This window comes from Streptomyces fildesensis (assembly GCF_016107395.1).
GTDB classification, from domain to species: Bacteria; Actinomycetota; Actinomycetes; order Streptomycetales; family Streptomycetaceae; genus Actinacidiphila; species Actinacidiphila fildesensis.
The window spans coordinates 1-14,439 of sequence record NZ_JAAIKO010000056.1; the positions used below are offsets into that span (position 1 = coordinate 1).

Annotated in this window: 12 protein-coding genes; 9 read left to right on the top strand and 3 right to left on the bottom strand. The window is 71.5% G+C overall.

What is annotated here, in order from left to right; all coding sequences use genetic code 11:
• Window positions 1–62: 62 nt before the first annotated feature.
• Complete coding sequence (gene allB, locus C6N31_RS38105) at window positions 63–1,397, bottom strand: allantoinase AllB (protein ID WP_138357474.1); 1,335 nt, start codon at window positions 1,395–1,397, stop codon at window positions 63–65.
• A 229-nt stretch (window positions 1,398–1,626) separates the two neighbouring features.
• Here allB and C6N31_RS38110 point away from each other — a divergent pair, with 229 nt between their 5' ends.
• A complete protein-coding gene (locus tag C6N31_RS38110; protein ID WP_138357466.1) occupies window positions 1,627–2,400 on the top strand; it encodes an IclR family transcriptional regulator in 774 nt (257 codons plus the stop codon).
• Here the strand turns inward: C6N31_RS38110 and C6N31_RS38115 are convergent.
• Together C6N31_RS38115 and C6N31_RS38120 are read right to left on the bottom strand one after the other, a co-directional pair.
• The gene (locus C6N31_RS38115) at window positions 2,359–2,727 is read right to left on the bottom strand and encodes a DUF5955 family protein (RefSeq protein WP_381586169.1); all 369 of its coding nucleotides are present in this window, start codon (window positions 2,725–2,727) and stop codon (window positions 2,359–2,361) included. The two genes, C6N31_RS38110 and C6N31_RS38115, sit on opposite strands and share 42 nt — an antisense overlap.
• 206 nt (window positions 2,728–2,933) lie before the next feature.
• Window positions 2,934–4,793 (bottom strand): serine/threonine-protein kinase, encoded by a 1,860-nt coding sequence (locus tag C6N31_RS38120; protein ID WP_307811586.1) that lies wholly within the window; start codon window positions 4,791–4,793, stop codon window positions 2,934–2,936.
• Between the two features lie 138 nt (window positions 4,794–4,931).
• On the opposite strand from C6N31_RS38120, the gene C6N31_RS38125 reads away from it, so the two are divergent.
• The 8 genes from C6N31_RS38125 (at window position 4,932) to C6N31_RS38160 (ending at window position 14,431) form a co-directional block, all read left to right on the top strand.
• Window positions 4,932–5,612, top strand: coding sequence for a nucleotidyltransferase family protein (locus tag C6N31_RS38125; protein ID WP_138357465.1), 681 nt, complete (start codon window positions 4,932–4,934; stop codon window positions 5,610–5,612).
• Window positions 5,613–5,739: 127 nt separating this feature from the next.
• Window positions 5,740–7,359 carry a malate synthase A gene (gene aceB, locus C6N31_RS38130; RefSeq protein ID WP_138357464.1) on the top strand — a complete coding sequence of 540 codons (1,620 nt, stop codon included), beginning with the start codon at window positions 5,740–5,742 and terminating at the stop codon, window positions 7,357–7,359.
• A 146-nt stretch (window positions 7,360–7,505) separates the two neighbouring features.
• Window positions 7,506–7,808 (top strand): SCO5918 family protein, encoded by a 303-nt coding sequence (locus tag C6N31_RS38135; RefSeq protein WP_232486157.1) that lies wholly within the window; start codon window positions 7,506–7,508, stop codon window positions 7,806–7,808.
• 162 nt (window positions 7,809–7,970) lie between these two features.
• A complete protein-coding gene (locus tag C6N31_RS38140) occupies window positions 7,971–9,431 on the top strand; it encodes an endonuclease/exonuclease/phosphatase family protein (RefSeq protein WP_138357463.1) in 1,461 nt (486 codons plus the stop codon).
• Window positions 9,428–11,425, top strand: a complete 1,998-nt coding sequence (locus tag C6N31_RS38145; protein WP_198359276.1) for a phosphocholine-specific phospholipase C — start codon at window positions 9,428–9,430, stop codon at window positions 11,423–11,425. Before C6N31_RS38140 ends, C6N31_RS38145 begins: the two co-directional genes overlap by 4 nt.
• Window positions 11,426–11,521: 96 nt before the next feature.
• Entirely contained in the window at window positions 11,522–12,010 is a 489-nt protein-coding gene (locus C6N31_RS38150; RefSeq protein WP_138357461.1) for a GNAT family N-acetyltransferase, read from the top strand.
• Window positions 12,011–12,012: 2 nt separating this feature from the next.
• Entirely contained in the window at window positions 12,013–12,828 is an 816-nt protein-coding gene (locus C6N31_RS38155) for a GNAT family N-acetyltransferase (protein WP_138357460.1), read from the top strand.
• Window positions 12,829–12,934: 106 nt separating this feature from the next.
• On the top strand, window positions 12,935–14,431 hold the full coding sequence (locus C6N31_RS38160; RefSeq protein WP_138357459.1) for a peptide MFS transporter: 1,497 nt from the start codon (window positions 12,935–12,937) through the stop codon (window positions 14,429–14,431).
• Window positions 14,432–14,439: the final 8 nt, after the last annotated feature.

The window sequence follows — 14,439 nt, forward strand, 5'->3', positions numbered from 1 at the left end:
ATACGGATCACCCCCACCGAACGGCCGCGCATCACCGGTGAACGAAGTCGAGGACGTGGAGGTCATGCGGTCTCCCGGGTGATCAGACGGCCGGTGGGCTCGTTCGTGACGCCGTTCTCGGCGATCAGTTCGCCGCGCAGCCAGGTGCTGCGGACGACGCCGTGCAGGGTCTTGCCGGCGTAGGCGGTGATGCGGTTGCGGTGGTAGAGCTCGGCGGGGTCGACCGTGAAGGTTTCGTCCGGGGCGAGGACCGCGAAGTCGGCGTCGTAGCCGACCGCGATGGCGCCCTTGGTGGAGAGTCCGACGAGGGCGGCGGGCGCCTGGGACATCCAGCGGGCGACGTCGGCGACGCTGTGGCCGCGGCGGCGGGCCTCGGTCCAGATGGCCGGCAGGCCGAGCTGGAGCGAGGAGATGCCGCCCCAGGCGGCGGCGAAGTCGCCGGTCTCCTTGACCTTGAGCTCGATCGTGGACGGCGAGTGGTCGGAGACGATGCAGTCGATCGTGCCGTCGGCCAGGCCCTCCCAGAGGGCGTCCTGGTTGGCGGCCTCACGGATCGGCGGGCAGCACTTGAACTCGGTGGCGCCGTCCGGGACTTCCTCGGCGGTGAGGGTGAGGAAGTGCGGGCAGGTCTCGACGGTGAGCTTGACGCCCTCGCGCTTCGCCGCGGCGATGAGCGGCAGCGCGTCGCTGGACGACAGGTGCAGCACGTGCACCCGCGCCTTCAACCGCTTGGCGAGGGTGATGAGCCCTTCGATGGCGGCGTTCTCGGCGGCGCGCGGCCGGGAGGCGAGGAAGTCCGCGTAGTGCGGGCCGCCGCGCTGCGGGGCGCCGTCGATGAGCTGGGGGTCCTCGGCGTGGACGATCAGCAGACCGTCGAAGCGGGAGAGCTCCGTCAGCGCGTCCGCCAGCTCCTCCGGGGAGAGCTGCGGGAACTCGTCGACGCCGGAGTGCAGCAGGAAGCACTTGAAGCCGAAGACGCCGGCGTCGTGGAGGGGCTGGAGGTCCTTGACGTTGCCGGGGACGGCGCCGCCCCAGAAGCCGACGTCGGTGTGCACCTTGCCGCGCGCGGTGTCCTGCTTGACGGCGAGGTTCTCGACGGTCGTGGTGGGCGGGATGCTGTTGAGCGGCATGTCGACCAGCGTCGTGATGCCGCCGGCCGCGGCGGCGCGGGTGGCGGAGGCGAAGCCCTCCCACTCGGTGCGTCCGGGGTCGTTGATGTGCACATGGGTGTCGACCAGGCCCGGGAGCAGCGCGTCGTCGCCGAGGTCGACGAGCCGGGCGCCTTCCGGGACGTCGGCGTCGTACGCCCACACGGCGGCGATCGTGCCGCCGCTGACCGCGACCGCGGCCGGGCGCTCCCCCTCGGGCGTGACGACCCGAGTCGAGCGCAGGACCATTTCCACCACGTGCGGCCTCCAAATTTCAACGTTCTGTTGAACGAATGTGCAGGACAGGGCGGTGAACCGTCAAGGGCATGTAAGATTCCACAAAGCGGAATTCACATTTCGCCACAGCCTCCGTAGCTAGCTACAGGAGAAGGCCCGCAAGAGATCAATTGGCCGAGGTCGGCCGGTAGGCTTCCCCCCATCATCCACCGCTCGCCCAACCGCTCAGAGGAGATCGCACGTGTCGTCAGACCGCGCAGGAGGCGTTCAGTCGCTCGAACGTGCCTTCGACCTGCTGGAGCGGATGGCCGACGCGGGCGGCGAGGTCGGTCTGAGCGAGCTCTCCGCCAGCAGCGGGCTCCCGCTGCCCACCATCCACCGGCTGATGCGCACCCTCGTCGACTGCGGCTACGTACGGCAGCAGCCGAACCGCCGGTACGCGCTCGGCCCGCGGCTGATCCGGCTCGGCGAGAGCTCCGCCAAACTGCTCGGCACCTGGGCCCGCCCCTTCCTCGCCGAACTGGTCGAGACGACCGGCGAGACGGCGAACATGGCACTGCTCGACGGGGACGAGATCGTCTACGTCGCCCAGGTGCCGTCCCGCCACTCCATGCGGATGTTCACCGAGGTCGGACGCCGGGTGCTGCCGCACTCCACCGGCGTGGGCAAGGCGCTGCTGGCGCATGTGCCGCCGGACGAGGTCCGCGCGCTGCTCGCCCGTACCGGGATGCCCGCCGCGACCGAGAAGACGATCACCAACGCGGACGATTTCATAAGAGAGCTGGAGAAGATCCGCGAGGCCGGCTACGCGGTGGACGACAACGAGCAGGAGATCGGGGTCCGCTGCCTGGCGGTCACCGTCCCCGACTCCCCCGCCGCCGCGGCCATCTCGATCTCCGGGCCCGCGGGCCGGGTCACCGAGGTCGCCACGGAGAAGATCATCCCCATCCTGCAGGACATCGCCCGGCAGCTGTCACACGCCCTCGCCAGCGCCGGGGCCGGCACCAGCGCCTGACCCGAAGAGGTCGACGGCCCTGCGCAGCTCGGCCAGGGCCACCGCCAGCGCGCTCACCGACCCCAGCGCCGCCGCGACCAGCAGCAGCGAGTGCCGCATCCGGTCGATCTCCAGGATCCCGGCGTCCGCGGCATTGGCCAGCGCGCCCAGTTCGTCCTCGGCTATCGCTCGGTCCGGTAACTCCGACCGCAGGCCGGCCAGCTCCCGGCGCACCCGGGCGACCGACAGGCGCAGCGCCGTCACCCGGGGATCCTCCACGCCGGACGTGGCCCCCGCCCTGACGTCCGCGGCCGTACGTGCGGCCGCACCACAACTCTCATCGTTCACAGACCCCACCCCCCACCTCCCACACCTCGGCGAGCGCGCCCCCCAGCGCCCCCGCGCGCGCCCCGGAGCGGGTCCGGGGCGCGCTCAGTTAACGCGAACCGATGCGCGGGACGCCATACGGACGACGAAATCCGCGCCAACTTCCTTGTGCGGCAAGCGACTTGGCGACAATTCCGGTGGCGATCAGTTCCGCGGTCCGGCGGCGATCAGTTCCGCGGTACGACGGCGTTGCGCCAGACGGTCAGATCCACGGTGACGTATTCGCTGTCCGTGTGCTCCGACCCGAAACCCCGGATGGTCACCAGGCCGATGTGCCCCGACTCGGTCGTCACGCAGATCTTCGAACCCTTGGTAAGCGTCTCCTTCAGGATGCTCGTGGCGTACCGCGTGTTGGCGCGGCAGCCGGCCAGGGTCGCGGGTTCACCGGGCATCACGAGCGCCAGGGTGTTCTTGCTGCTGTTGGTGGCGACGTGCGTGCCGGAGATGTGATCCGGCGCGTAACCGAAGTCCCCCTCGTAGTTCACATCCGCCTTCTCCGGGCGCGGAGGCTCGTCGGCGAACGTCAACGTGTAGCCGCCGGGGATGTTGAGGCCGGTGTACGAGGCGGGCTTGGGATCCACCGGGGCCGAGCTCTGCCCGGTCTGGTTCCCGGTCGTGCCGCCGGTGGCGGACGGCGTCTTGGTGCTCTGGTTGCTCGACGACTTCTTGTCGTCCCCCTTGTTGATGGCCGAGTACACGGCGGAGCCGACCAGGAGCGCGACGATGACGCCCGCGACGACCAGACCCGTCCGCTTCTTCTTCGGCGGCAGGGGCAGAAAGCCCCCGGGCCTGCCGGGGCCGTTGGTGGGCGGGTACGCGTAGCCGCCCATCGGGGGCCGGGGCTGCTGCGGGTGCTGCATCGGCTGCGCCTGCTGCGGGAACTGCTGCGGGTGGGCCTGTTGCGGGAGGCCGGGCTGCGGCTGGGCCTGCTGCGGGTGGACGGGCTGGTGGTTCACCGGCTGGGTCGGCGGGTGGAGCGGGGGCGCGGTCGGCGGCACCGCCTGCGTGGGCTGATAACCCGGCTGCGGGGTCGCCGGCGGAGCCGGCTGCGGGGCGGCGGGCTGGACCGGCTGCGGCGCCGGGGCGGCCGCCTGCGTCAGGTCGGCGGCGTACGACGGCGGCAGCCAGCCGTCCGGGCGGCGCAGCGCCGGGTCCTTGGACGCCTGGCCGCACATCGCGATGATCTGGGCGGTGGACGGCCGGAGGGTCGGGTCCTTGATGAGGCAGCGGGTGACGATCTCGCGCAGTTCGCCCGGCAGCTCGGACAGGTCCGGCTCCTCGTGCACGATCCGGTAGAGCACGCCGTGCGAGGGCCCGTCGCCGAAGGCGGCGCCGCCCATCGCCGCGAAGGCCGCGATCTGGCCCAGCGCGAAGATGTCGGTGGCCGGTGTGCAGCTCGTGCCGGCCGCCTGCTCCGGGGACATGAAGGCCGGGGTGCCGATGCTGACACCGGTGCTGGTGAGCGCGGTGGTGTCGGCGGCCCGCGCGATGCCGAAGTCGATGACGCGCGGTCCGTCGACGGCGAGCAGCACGTTGGACGGCTTGAGGTCCCGGTGCACGATGCCCGCGTGGTGGATCACCTGCAGCGCTTCGGCGATCCCGGCGATGAGCAGCAGCACGGTCGGCACCGGCATCGCGCCGTGGTCGGCGACCGCCGCGTGCAGCGAGGGCCCCGCCACATAGGCGGTGGCCAGCCACGGGTGCGGGCCCTCGGTGTCGCTGTCGATCACCGGCGCGGTGTAGAGGCCCTGCACGCGCTGGGCGGCCAGCACCTCCTGGCGGAACCGGCGGCGGAACTCGGGGTCCTCGGCGAACTCGGGGCGGATCACCTTGATCGCCACCGGCCGGCCGCCGGGCGTGTAGGAGAGGTAGACCTTGCCCATCCCGCCGGCGCCCAAGCGGGCGCTGAGCAGGTATCCGGCGACGGTCTTCGGGTCGTCGTCCGTCAGCGGCTGGAAGATCTCAGGATCCGGGGCCGAGGTGTCCGCCACGGTGGCGGGCACCGGGCCCTGCTGATGATTCGTCACGTCTGCCCCTTGGCCTGCGAATACCCGTCCCTTACGGCGCTGAGCCTATCGAAGCCCGCGCTCCGCCCGCCGCCGTGAGGCCAAACGCCCGATGTGCCCCTCTTCGCCTCCGGCCGCCGCGTCCTGTAGGGAGGAGGCATGAAACCCATCGCACCGAGCGATTCCGCCACTCTTCCCTCCATCGCCGGCCTGCTGCTCGCGGCCGGCGGCGGGCGGCGCCTGGGCGGCCGCCCGAAGGCGCTGCTGGAGTACGCGGGCCGCCCGCTGGTCGAGCACGCGCTGCGCGGGCTGCGCGAGGCGGGCTGCGGGCCGGTGCACATCGTGCTCGGTGCGGCGGCCGACGAGGTCCGCGAGCAGGCCGACCTGGCGGGCTGCGTCCTGGTCGACAACCCGGACTGGGCCGGCGGGATGGGCTCGTCGCTGCGCGCGGGCCTGCGGTCGCTGGCGGACACGGCGGAACAGCGGGCGGGCACCGGGGCGCAGGCGGTCGTCGTGGCGCTGGTGGACCAGCCGGGGATCGGTGCGGGGGCGGTCGCCCGGGTGATCAACGCGTACCGGGGCCCGGCGAGCCTGGCGGCGGCCTCGTACGGGGGACGGCGCGGCCATCCGGTGCTGTTCGGCGCGGACCGCTGGGCGGACATCGCGGACCTCGCGACCGGCGATCAGGGCGCCCGCGACTACCTGAAACGCCACCAGGAGGCGATCACCCTCGTCGAGTGCGGTGACATCGCCGACCCCGCCGATATCGACACCCCTGATGACCTGCACCTTCTGAAACCCGTGAGCGAGCCCGCTGCACCGCGTGCCACAAAACGTTGATCTTCCGCAATGCGGATACTATGCTCCACCTCGCAGAAGCGCCCGTATTCCGGTACGGCCCGGCACCCCGTGCCAGGGCACGACCCGGCGGCCGCCCGGCACCCTTTGTCCCCTAGAGGAGTCAGCCATGTCCGCAGCAGTGCCGTCCTCGGCGGCCGTCGTCGCAGACGACGCACCCCCCGTCCCCCGCGCGGAGGAGGTGCTGACGCAGCAGGCTCTGACCTTCATCGCCGAGCTGCACCGACGCTTCGCCCCGCGCCGAGCCGAGCTGCTCGCGCTCCGCAAGGAGCGCCGCACCGAGATCGCCCGTACCGGCACCCTGGACTTCCTCGCGGACACCGCACATGTCCGCGCGGGAGACTGGCAGGTGGCCCCGGCCCCGGCCGCGCTCAACGACCGCCGCGTCGAGATCACCGGTCCCACCGACCGCAAGATGACGATCAACGCGCTGAACTCCGGCGCCAAGGTCTGGCTCGCCGACTTCGAGGACGCCTCGGCTCCCACCTGGGAGAACGTCGTCGGCGGCCAGATCAACCTGATCGACGCCTATGAGCGCCGGATCGACTTCTCCACCGAACAGGGCAAGTCGTACGCGCTGAAGGACGAGGCCGAGTTGGCCACCGTCGTCATGCGCCCGCGCGGCTGGCACCTGGCGGAGCGGCACCTGACCGTCGACGGCGAGGCCGTCCCCGGCGCCTTCGTCGACTTCGGGCTGTACTTCTTCCACAACGCGACGCGGCTGATCGCCAAGGGCAAGGGTCCGTACTTCTACCTGCCCAAGACCGAGTCGCACCTCGAAGCGCGGCTGTGGAACGAGATCTTCGTCTTCTCGCAGGAGTACGTGGGCATCCCGCAGGGCACCGTCCGCGCGACCGTCCTCATCGAGACGATCACCGCCGCGTTCGAGATGGAGGAGATCCTCTACGAGCTGCGTGACCACGCCGCGGGCCTGAACGCCGGCCGCTGGGACTACCTCTTCTCCATCGTGAAGAACTTCCGCGACGGCGGCGAGAAGTTCGTCCTGCCGGACCGCAACGCGGTGACCATGACCGCGCCCTTCATGCGCGCGTACACCGAGCTGCTGGTGCGCACCTGCCACAAGCGCGGCGCGCACGCGATCGGCGGCATGGCCGCGTTCATCCCCTCGCGCCGTGACGCCGAGGTCAACAAGGTCGCCTTCGAGAAGGTCAAGGCCGACAAGGACCGCGAGGCCGGCGACGGCTTCGACGGCTCCTGGGTCGCCCACCCCGACCTGGTGCCGATCGCCCGCGCCTCCTTCGACGCGGTCCTCGGCGACCGGCCGAACCAGAAGGAGCGGCTGCGCGAGGACGTCCACGTCACCGCCGACCAGCTGCTGGCCATCGACTCGCTGGACGCGAAGCCGACCTATGACGGCCTGGTGAGCGCGGTCCAGGTCGGCACCCGCTACATCGAGGCGTGGCTGCGCGGCCTGGGCGCCGTCGCCATCTTCAACCTGATGGAGGACGCGGCCACCGCGGAGATCTCCCGCTCGCAGATCTGGCAGTGGATCAACGCGGGCGTCGTGTTCGAGAACGGCGAGAAGGCCACCCACGACCTGGTCCAGCGCGTCGCCGCGCAGGAGCTGGCCGCGATCCGTGCCGAGGTCGGCGACGAGGCGTTCGCCGCGGGCAAGTGGACCGAGGCGCACGACCTGCTGCTGCGGACCGCGCTCGACGAGGAGTACGTCGACTTCCTCACCCTCCCGGCCTACGAACTGCTGGGCTGACACCCGTCCCGCACCCGTTCACACGCCCGAGCGGGCCCCGGTCCACAGGGCCGGGGCCCGCTTCGTTATCCCGGGGAGCTGTGCCATCGTGCCGGTATGTGACAACGTGGGAGTACCTGTTACGTCCCTTCTGCCCTTGCTGAGGCATGATGATCCGCTGCACCATCGCTGGAGTCTCCTTCTATCTGCAGGCAAGCGAGGTGGAGCAGAAGATGAGCGGGATCAAGCCCGAACCCATCACCGGCGAGTCTGTGAAGATCGGAAATCGCATCTACCCCGTCAAGCAGGTGGGGGCGATTATCACCCGGCAGGACCCGCGTGATTTCAGCGCTGCCCAGATGGTCCGCGCCCTGGAGAAGCTCGAGTTCAAGTGCTTCCCGAAGCCCGCTCCCGCTCCGCCCGCGGAGGTTCCGGACGTCCTGCCGCAATCCCCTCCGTACTGGACCTGACGTCACCGGCGCGAGTTCTGCGGGTCGTCCTTCCCCGGACATCCGGAGTTCTTGACGCGTGTGCCGCGGGCCGACTGAATAGCCCAAGTTGTTCAGCCAACTTGTGCAGCCCGGTCGGCCCGTGAGGCTGGCGTGCCCACCGGGCGGAGAGGAACCTCCCCCGTGCCACCCAGTACTCTCGCCCTCACCTCCCCCGCCGCCCCCTATGAGGGCGACCGCCTCACGTTCCACTGGGCCACCGACACGCCGGACGCCAAGAACTGGGTCGGCGTCTACGACGGCGCCCGTCAGCCCGGCACCGGCTCCTCGATCGTGTGGAAGTACACACCCGGTGCGTCCGGTGATGTCGTGCTCGACACCTCGACCCTGACCGGCGGCCCCTACACCGCGTATCTGCTGGCCAAGGACGGCTACGGCATCCTGGCGCAGACCGCCGCCTTCTCCTTCCGCCCCAAGCCTGCCGCCCCGCGCCCGCACGCCGTCGTCGACGGGCTCACCACCGGGCCCGTCACCGCCGGCGGCGCGGTCTCCGTCAAACTCGCCGGACTGTGGACACGGCCGGCGGGCACCCCCGCCGGAAGTGCCGTGTTCAGCCGGACGGGCGGCGACTCCTGGCTCTCCGTCAGCGCCGCCGGTGTCGTCACCGGCACCGCGCCGGCCTCCGCCCCCGCGCGGCCCGGCGTGCTGACCGTCGCCGTAAAGGACAGCGCCGGCGGCTCCGACACCCTCACCGTGCAGGTCCCGGTGCGCGCCGCCGCGGCCGCCCAGCGGCTGAAGGTGGCGTCCTGGAACCTGTGGGACGCGGGCACGCACATCGACGGAGCGCTGGAGAAGCAGCTGCGCACCGTCCTCACCCAGGGCCTGGACGTCGTGGCCCTGCAGGAGACCGGCGGCACCGCCGCCAAGGCGCTCGCGGACGCGCTGGGCTGGTTCTCGTACCAGTCCCCCGGCAGCCTCGGTGTCGTCAGCCGCTATCCGCTGGGCACCGTGACGGCTCCCACCACCGCCCTCCCGGCCGCCGGGGTGGCCATACAACTCGCCGCGGGCCGCACCGTACGGCTGTGGGCCGCGCAGCTCGACGAGAACGGCTACGGCCCCTACGCGGCGCAGGACGGCAGAACCGCCGCGCAGATCGAAGCCGCGGAACAGGCGAGTGTCCGTTTCCAGCAGGCGCAGGCGCTGGCCGCCGCGATGAAGGCCGATCTGGCCTCCGGAACCCCGGTGGTGCTGGCCGCCGGGCTCGCCTCGCCGTCGCACCTGGACTGGACGGCCGCCACCCGCGCGGCGCACAGCGGGGTGGGGCCGGTCAACTGGCCGGTCACCGTGGCCCTCAAGCAGGCCGGCCTCATCGACGCCTTCCGGTCCGCGCACCCCGATCCGCTGGCGTCGCCCGGCAACACGTGGTCGCCGGTGCGCAAGGTGCGCGGCAGCGGCCAGGAGCCGCAGGACCGTATCGACCAGGTCCAGTTCGCCGGCCCGCTGACCCTCCTCGAGGCGCACACCCTGGTGACCGGCTGGCCGCAGCCCGCACCCGGCACCGCCGGCAACGGCTGGCCGTCCGACTGCGCCGCCGCCGTCGCCACCTTCACCCTGGCCACCCCGACCCCAGGAGCACACCGATGACCCCGCTGAGCCGCCGCTCCTTCGTCGGAGCCACCGCCGCCGCGGGCGCGGCCGCCGCCACCGTCGGGCTGCCCGGCGCCACCGGGACGGCCGCCGCCGCGGCGCCCGTGACCGGTACCGCCGGAGCCACAGCCGCGGCCACCGGCACTCCGGCCGACGTCAAGCACGTGGTGATCCTCATGCAGGAGAACCGCAGCTTCGACCACTACTTCGGCGCGATGAAGGGGGTGCGCGGCTTCGACGACAAGCAGGGGCTGCTCTTCCCGGGCGGCGACTCCGTCTTCCGCCAGCCCGACCCTGGCCGCACCGACGGCAACGTGATGCTGCCCTTCCGGATGGACAGCACCAAGTACAACGCCCAGAACGCGGGCGGTCTCGCCCACGACTGGAGCACCAGCCACCAGGCCATCAACGGCGGCGCCATGAACAAGTGGGTCGCCGCCAAGGGCGAGCGCTCGATGGGCTACTTCACCCGCGAGGACCTCCCCTACCAGTACGCCCTCGCCGACGCGTTCACCTTGTGCGACGCGTATTTCTGTTCCATGGCCGGGCCCACCGACCCCAACCGCCTCTACCTGTGGTCGGGTACGGCGGGCCCCGGCAAGGACGGCACCACCGGCCCGTGGATCGACAACACCCCGCTGCCCGAGAACCCGGTCGCGGACTGGACGACGTACGCCGAGCGGCTCTCCGCGCACGCGGTGAGCTGGCGCGTCTACCACAACCCGAGTCTCGACGAGCGGTACGGCGACTACGACGACAACGCGCTCGCCTACTTCTCGCAGTTCCACAAGTTCGCGACGGACGACGCCCGCTACATCAACGCGATGACCAAGTGGGACCTGACCGCCTTCGACCAGCACTGCAAGGACGGCACCCTGCCGACCGTCTCCTGGCTCGTCGCGCCCTACCTGTTCTGCGAACACCCGGACGCCAGCCCCGACTACGGCGCGCACTACGTCAACACCGCGCTGCAGTCGCTGATGTCGAACCCCGCGGTGTGGAAGAACACCGTCTTCCTCGTGATGTACGACGAGAACGACGGCTACTTCGACCACGTCATCCCGCCGACCCCGGAGACCGGCACGGCCGAGGAGTTCGCCCAGGGGCGCCCGATCGGTCTCGGCAACCGGGTGCCGCTGTGGGCGGCCTCGCCCTGGTCGCGCGGCGGGTACGTCAACTCGCAGGTCTTCGACCACACGTCCGTGCTGCGGTTCCTCGAAGTCGTCACCGGCGTCCAGGAGCCGAACATCTCCGCCTGGCGGCGCTCCGTCTGCGGCGACCTGACGAGCTGCTTCGACTTCGCCAACCCGGACTACTCGATACCGGCGCTGCCGGACACCGTCGCGCTGATGGCCAAGGCGGACGCCAACAAGTCGCTGCCCGCGGTGAAACTGCCCGCCACGGGCGCGCAGAGCATGCCGTCCCAGGAGCCGGGAACGCGCCCGCACCGGCCGCTGCCCTACCACCCCTGGGCGGACGCCACGGTCGACCGCGCCACCGGCAAGGTCGTCTGCACCCTGTCCAACACCGGCACCACGGGCTTCCACTACACGGTCTACCCCAACATCGAGCTGGCGTTCTCCGGCACGCCGTTCACCGTCGCGCCCGGCGCCACCGCCACGTACACCTGGGACGCGTCGCAGACCGACGGCCGCTACGACTTCACCGTGCACGGCGCCGACGGCTTCGTCCGCCGCTTCGCGGGCACCGTCGTCCCGGCCGGCCAGGACGATGTGGCGGTCCCCGCCGTACGGGCCACGCTGCGGGGAACCTCCCTCGCGCTGAAACTCTCCAACGCCGGTAAGGAGCCGGTCCTGTTCACCGTCGCCCCGAACGACTTCGGCGGCGCCGTCAGGACCGCCTGGGTGGACCCGGGCCACTGCGGTGAGATCCTCTGGCCCACCAGCGGCGGCCGCTACGACATCACCGCCACAGCAGGCACCGGCACCCGCTTCGCCCAGCGCTACGCGGGGACGGTGCACCCGGTCTGACCTCGGACGCGACAGCCGGGGCGACAACGGGAAGCGACAGTGGGGCGGCCGAAACCGAGTGGCGTTTCGGCCGCCCCTCGTCGCATGATGTCCGTCATGCTCATCCGAGATGTGACTCCTGACGACTGGCCCGCGATCTGGCCGTTCCTGCAAGGCATCGTGGCCCGGGGTGACACGTTCACCTATCCCCGCGATCTGGACGAGGCCACCGCGCGCGACATGTGGATGCTCCAGGCACCCTCGCGCACGGTGGTCGCCGTCAGCGAGGACGGGACGGTGCTCGGCACGGCGAAGATGAACCGCAACCACATGGGCGGCTCCGCCCACATCTCCAGCGCGAGCTTCATGGTCGCCCCCGAGCACACCGGGCACGGCACCGGCCGGGCGCTGGCCGAGGAGGCGCTCCGTTGGGCGCGCGCCGAGGGGTACCGCGGGATGCAGTTCAACGCGGTCGTCGCGTCGAACGTCCGGGCCGTGGGGCTGTACGAGTCGCTCGGCTTCGAGGTCCTGGGCACGGTCCCGGAGGGCTTCCTGCATCCGGACGAGGGCTATGTCGGACTCCACATCATGTACCGGGGGTTGTGACCATGACGATCGACGAACGCGCCGTCGCGTACCGCGACACCTACAACGAGCAGCTCCGGGCGCGCGGGGTGACGCGCGAGAGGGCGGAACGGTCCGGCCCCGTGGTCCGGCAGCTCCTGGCCGGGCACGGCGGGCTCATCACCTACCGCGACCTCGGCGGGCTGGAGGGCGGTGAGCTCGACACGTTCATCGCCGCGCAGCGCGACCATTTCGCCGCGCTGGGCGAGGAGGTGGAGTGGAAGTACCACGGCCACGACCTGCCCGCCGACCTCCCGGAGCGCCTGACGGCCGCCGGGTTCACCGCCGGGGAACGGGAGACGGTACTGGTGGGCGAGGCCGCCCAGCTGGCCGCCGAGCCGGTGCCGCCGCAGGGCGTGACGCTGCGCGAGATCACCTCCCGCGCGGATCTGGAGCGGATGCGGGTCATGGAGGAAGCGGTCTGGGGCTACGACCACAGCTGGCTGCCGGACGTCCTGGAGCGGGAGTTGAACGGCGAGGGCGACCCGTGTGTCGTGGTGGTCGCCGAGGCGGGGGACGAGGTCGTCTCCGCGGCCTGGATGCGACTGCACCCCGGTACGGAGTTCGCGTCGCTGTGGGGCGGCTCCACCCTCGCCGCCTGGCGCGGCCGGGGCATCTACCGCGCACTCGTCGCCCACCGCGCCCGGCTCGCCGTGGCGCAGGGGGTGCGCTACCTCCAGGTCGACGCGACCGACGACAGCCGCCCGATCCTGGCCCGGCTGGGTCTGCTGCCGGTCACCACCACGACGCCGTACGTCTGGAAGCCCGCAGCGGAGCCGCAGGAGAGTCCCGCCGGCTGACTCCGGGACTGCTGAAACGTTCTTGAGCCGTCCCCGATAGCGCCCTGGGAACCTCACCGGACACACTGGCCGCGCCCCCGCCCGGCCCTGCCCCGGAGGAGGTCCCATGGCGGCTCCCACCACGACGGCCACTGCGGGAGAGGAGACCGCCGGGCCTCTCGGCGGCACTTTCCTGGGAAGGCCCCGCTGGTTCACCACGCTCTTCGGCCTGGACATGTGGGAGCGCTTCAGCTTCTACGGGATGGCCGCGATCCTCTTCCTCTACGCCTCGGCCACCAAGGCCGAAGGCGGTCTCGGCCTGTCCGAGGACACCGCCACCGCGCTGTTCGGCGTCTATCTGGCGTCGGTCTTCCTCGCCTCGGTCCCCGGTGGCTGGCTGGGCGACCGGATCCTCGGCGCGCGCCGGGCCACGCTGTACGGCGGTGTCCTCATCGCCCTCGGCCACTGCTCGATGGCGCTGCCCGCGGTGCCGTCCGTCTACGTCGGCATGGCCCTGATCGCCGCCGGCACCGGGCTGCTCAAGCCGAACCTGGCCACGGTGCTGGCCGCCTGCTACGCCCGTGACTCGCGGGCCGAACGGGATGCCGGATTCGCGATCTTCTACATGAGCATCCAGGTCAGCGCGGTCGCCGCGCCCATCGTGTGCGGCGCGCTCGGCGAGTCCGTCGACTGGCACCTGGGCTTCGGCGCCGCAGCCGTCGGGATGATCCTCGGACTGGCCCAGTTCCTGCGCGGCACCAAGTACTTCGGGGAGATAGGGCAGCGACCGGAGAGGCCCGCGAGTGCGGAGGAGTGGCGCCGGGTGAAGCGGCGCACCGCCGCCGCCCTGACGGTGCTGACCGTGCTGTACGGCGCGGACGCCGCCGCCGGCACCTTCGATCTGCGCCATGTGCTGGCACTGGGCGGGCTGTTGTCCATCGTCCTGCCGGTGGTCTGCTTCCGCCGGCTGCTGCGCAATCCGGTGGTGACGGCGCAGGAGCGGGAGCGGATCCGGTCCTACATCTGGCTGTTCCTGTCGGCCGCGTTCTTCTGGATGCTCTACATCCAGGGCGGCACCGTGCTCAGCCTGTTCGCGAAGGTCGGCACGGACCGGACGATCGGCGGCTTCACGGTGCCGGCCAGCTGGTTCCAGGCGGTGGTGCCGCTGTTCATCCTCGCCGCCGCACCGGTCTCCGCCTGGCTGTGGGTCCGGCTGGGCGACCGGCTCGGCGCACCCGCCAAGTTCGGCATCGGGCTGGGGCTGATGGGCCTGAGCCTGCTGCTGATGGCACTGGCGACGGTGGTCGGCTCCGACGGCCATCTGGTGTCGCCGCTGTGGCTGATCGTGGCGTACGCACTACAGGCGTGCGGCGAGGTGGCGCTCGCCCCGGTGGGCATGAGCGTCACCACCGAGGTGGCGCCCAGGACCTTCGTCAGCCAGATGATCGGCCTCTTCTGGCTCGCGGCGGCCCTCGGCGCGGGCGTCGGCGGGCACGCCGTGCAGCTGTCCAAGACCAGCACTCCGGGCGCGGGTTACTACCTGGCGCTGGGCATCCCGGCGCTGCTCGCCGGCGCCGCGCTCATCCTCGGCAGCCGGCGGCTCCGCGCCCGCCTGGGGGTATGACGGCCGGC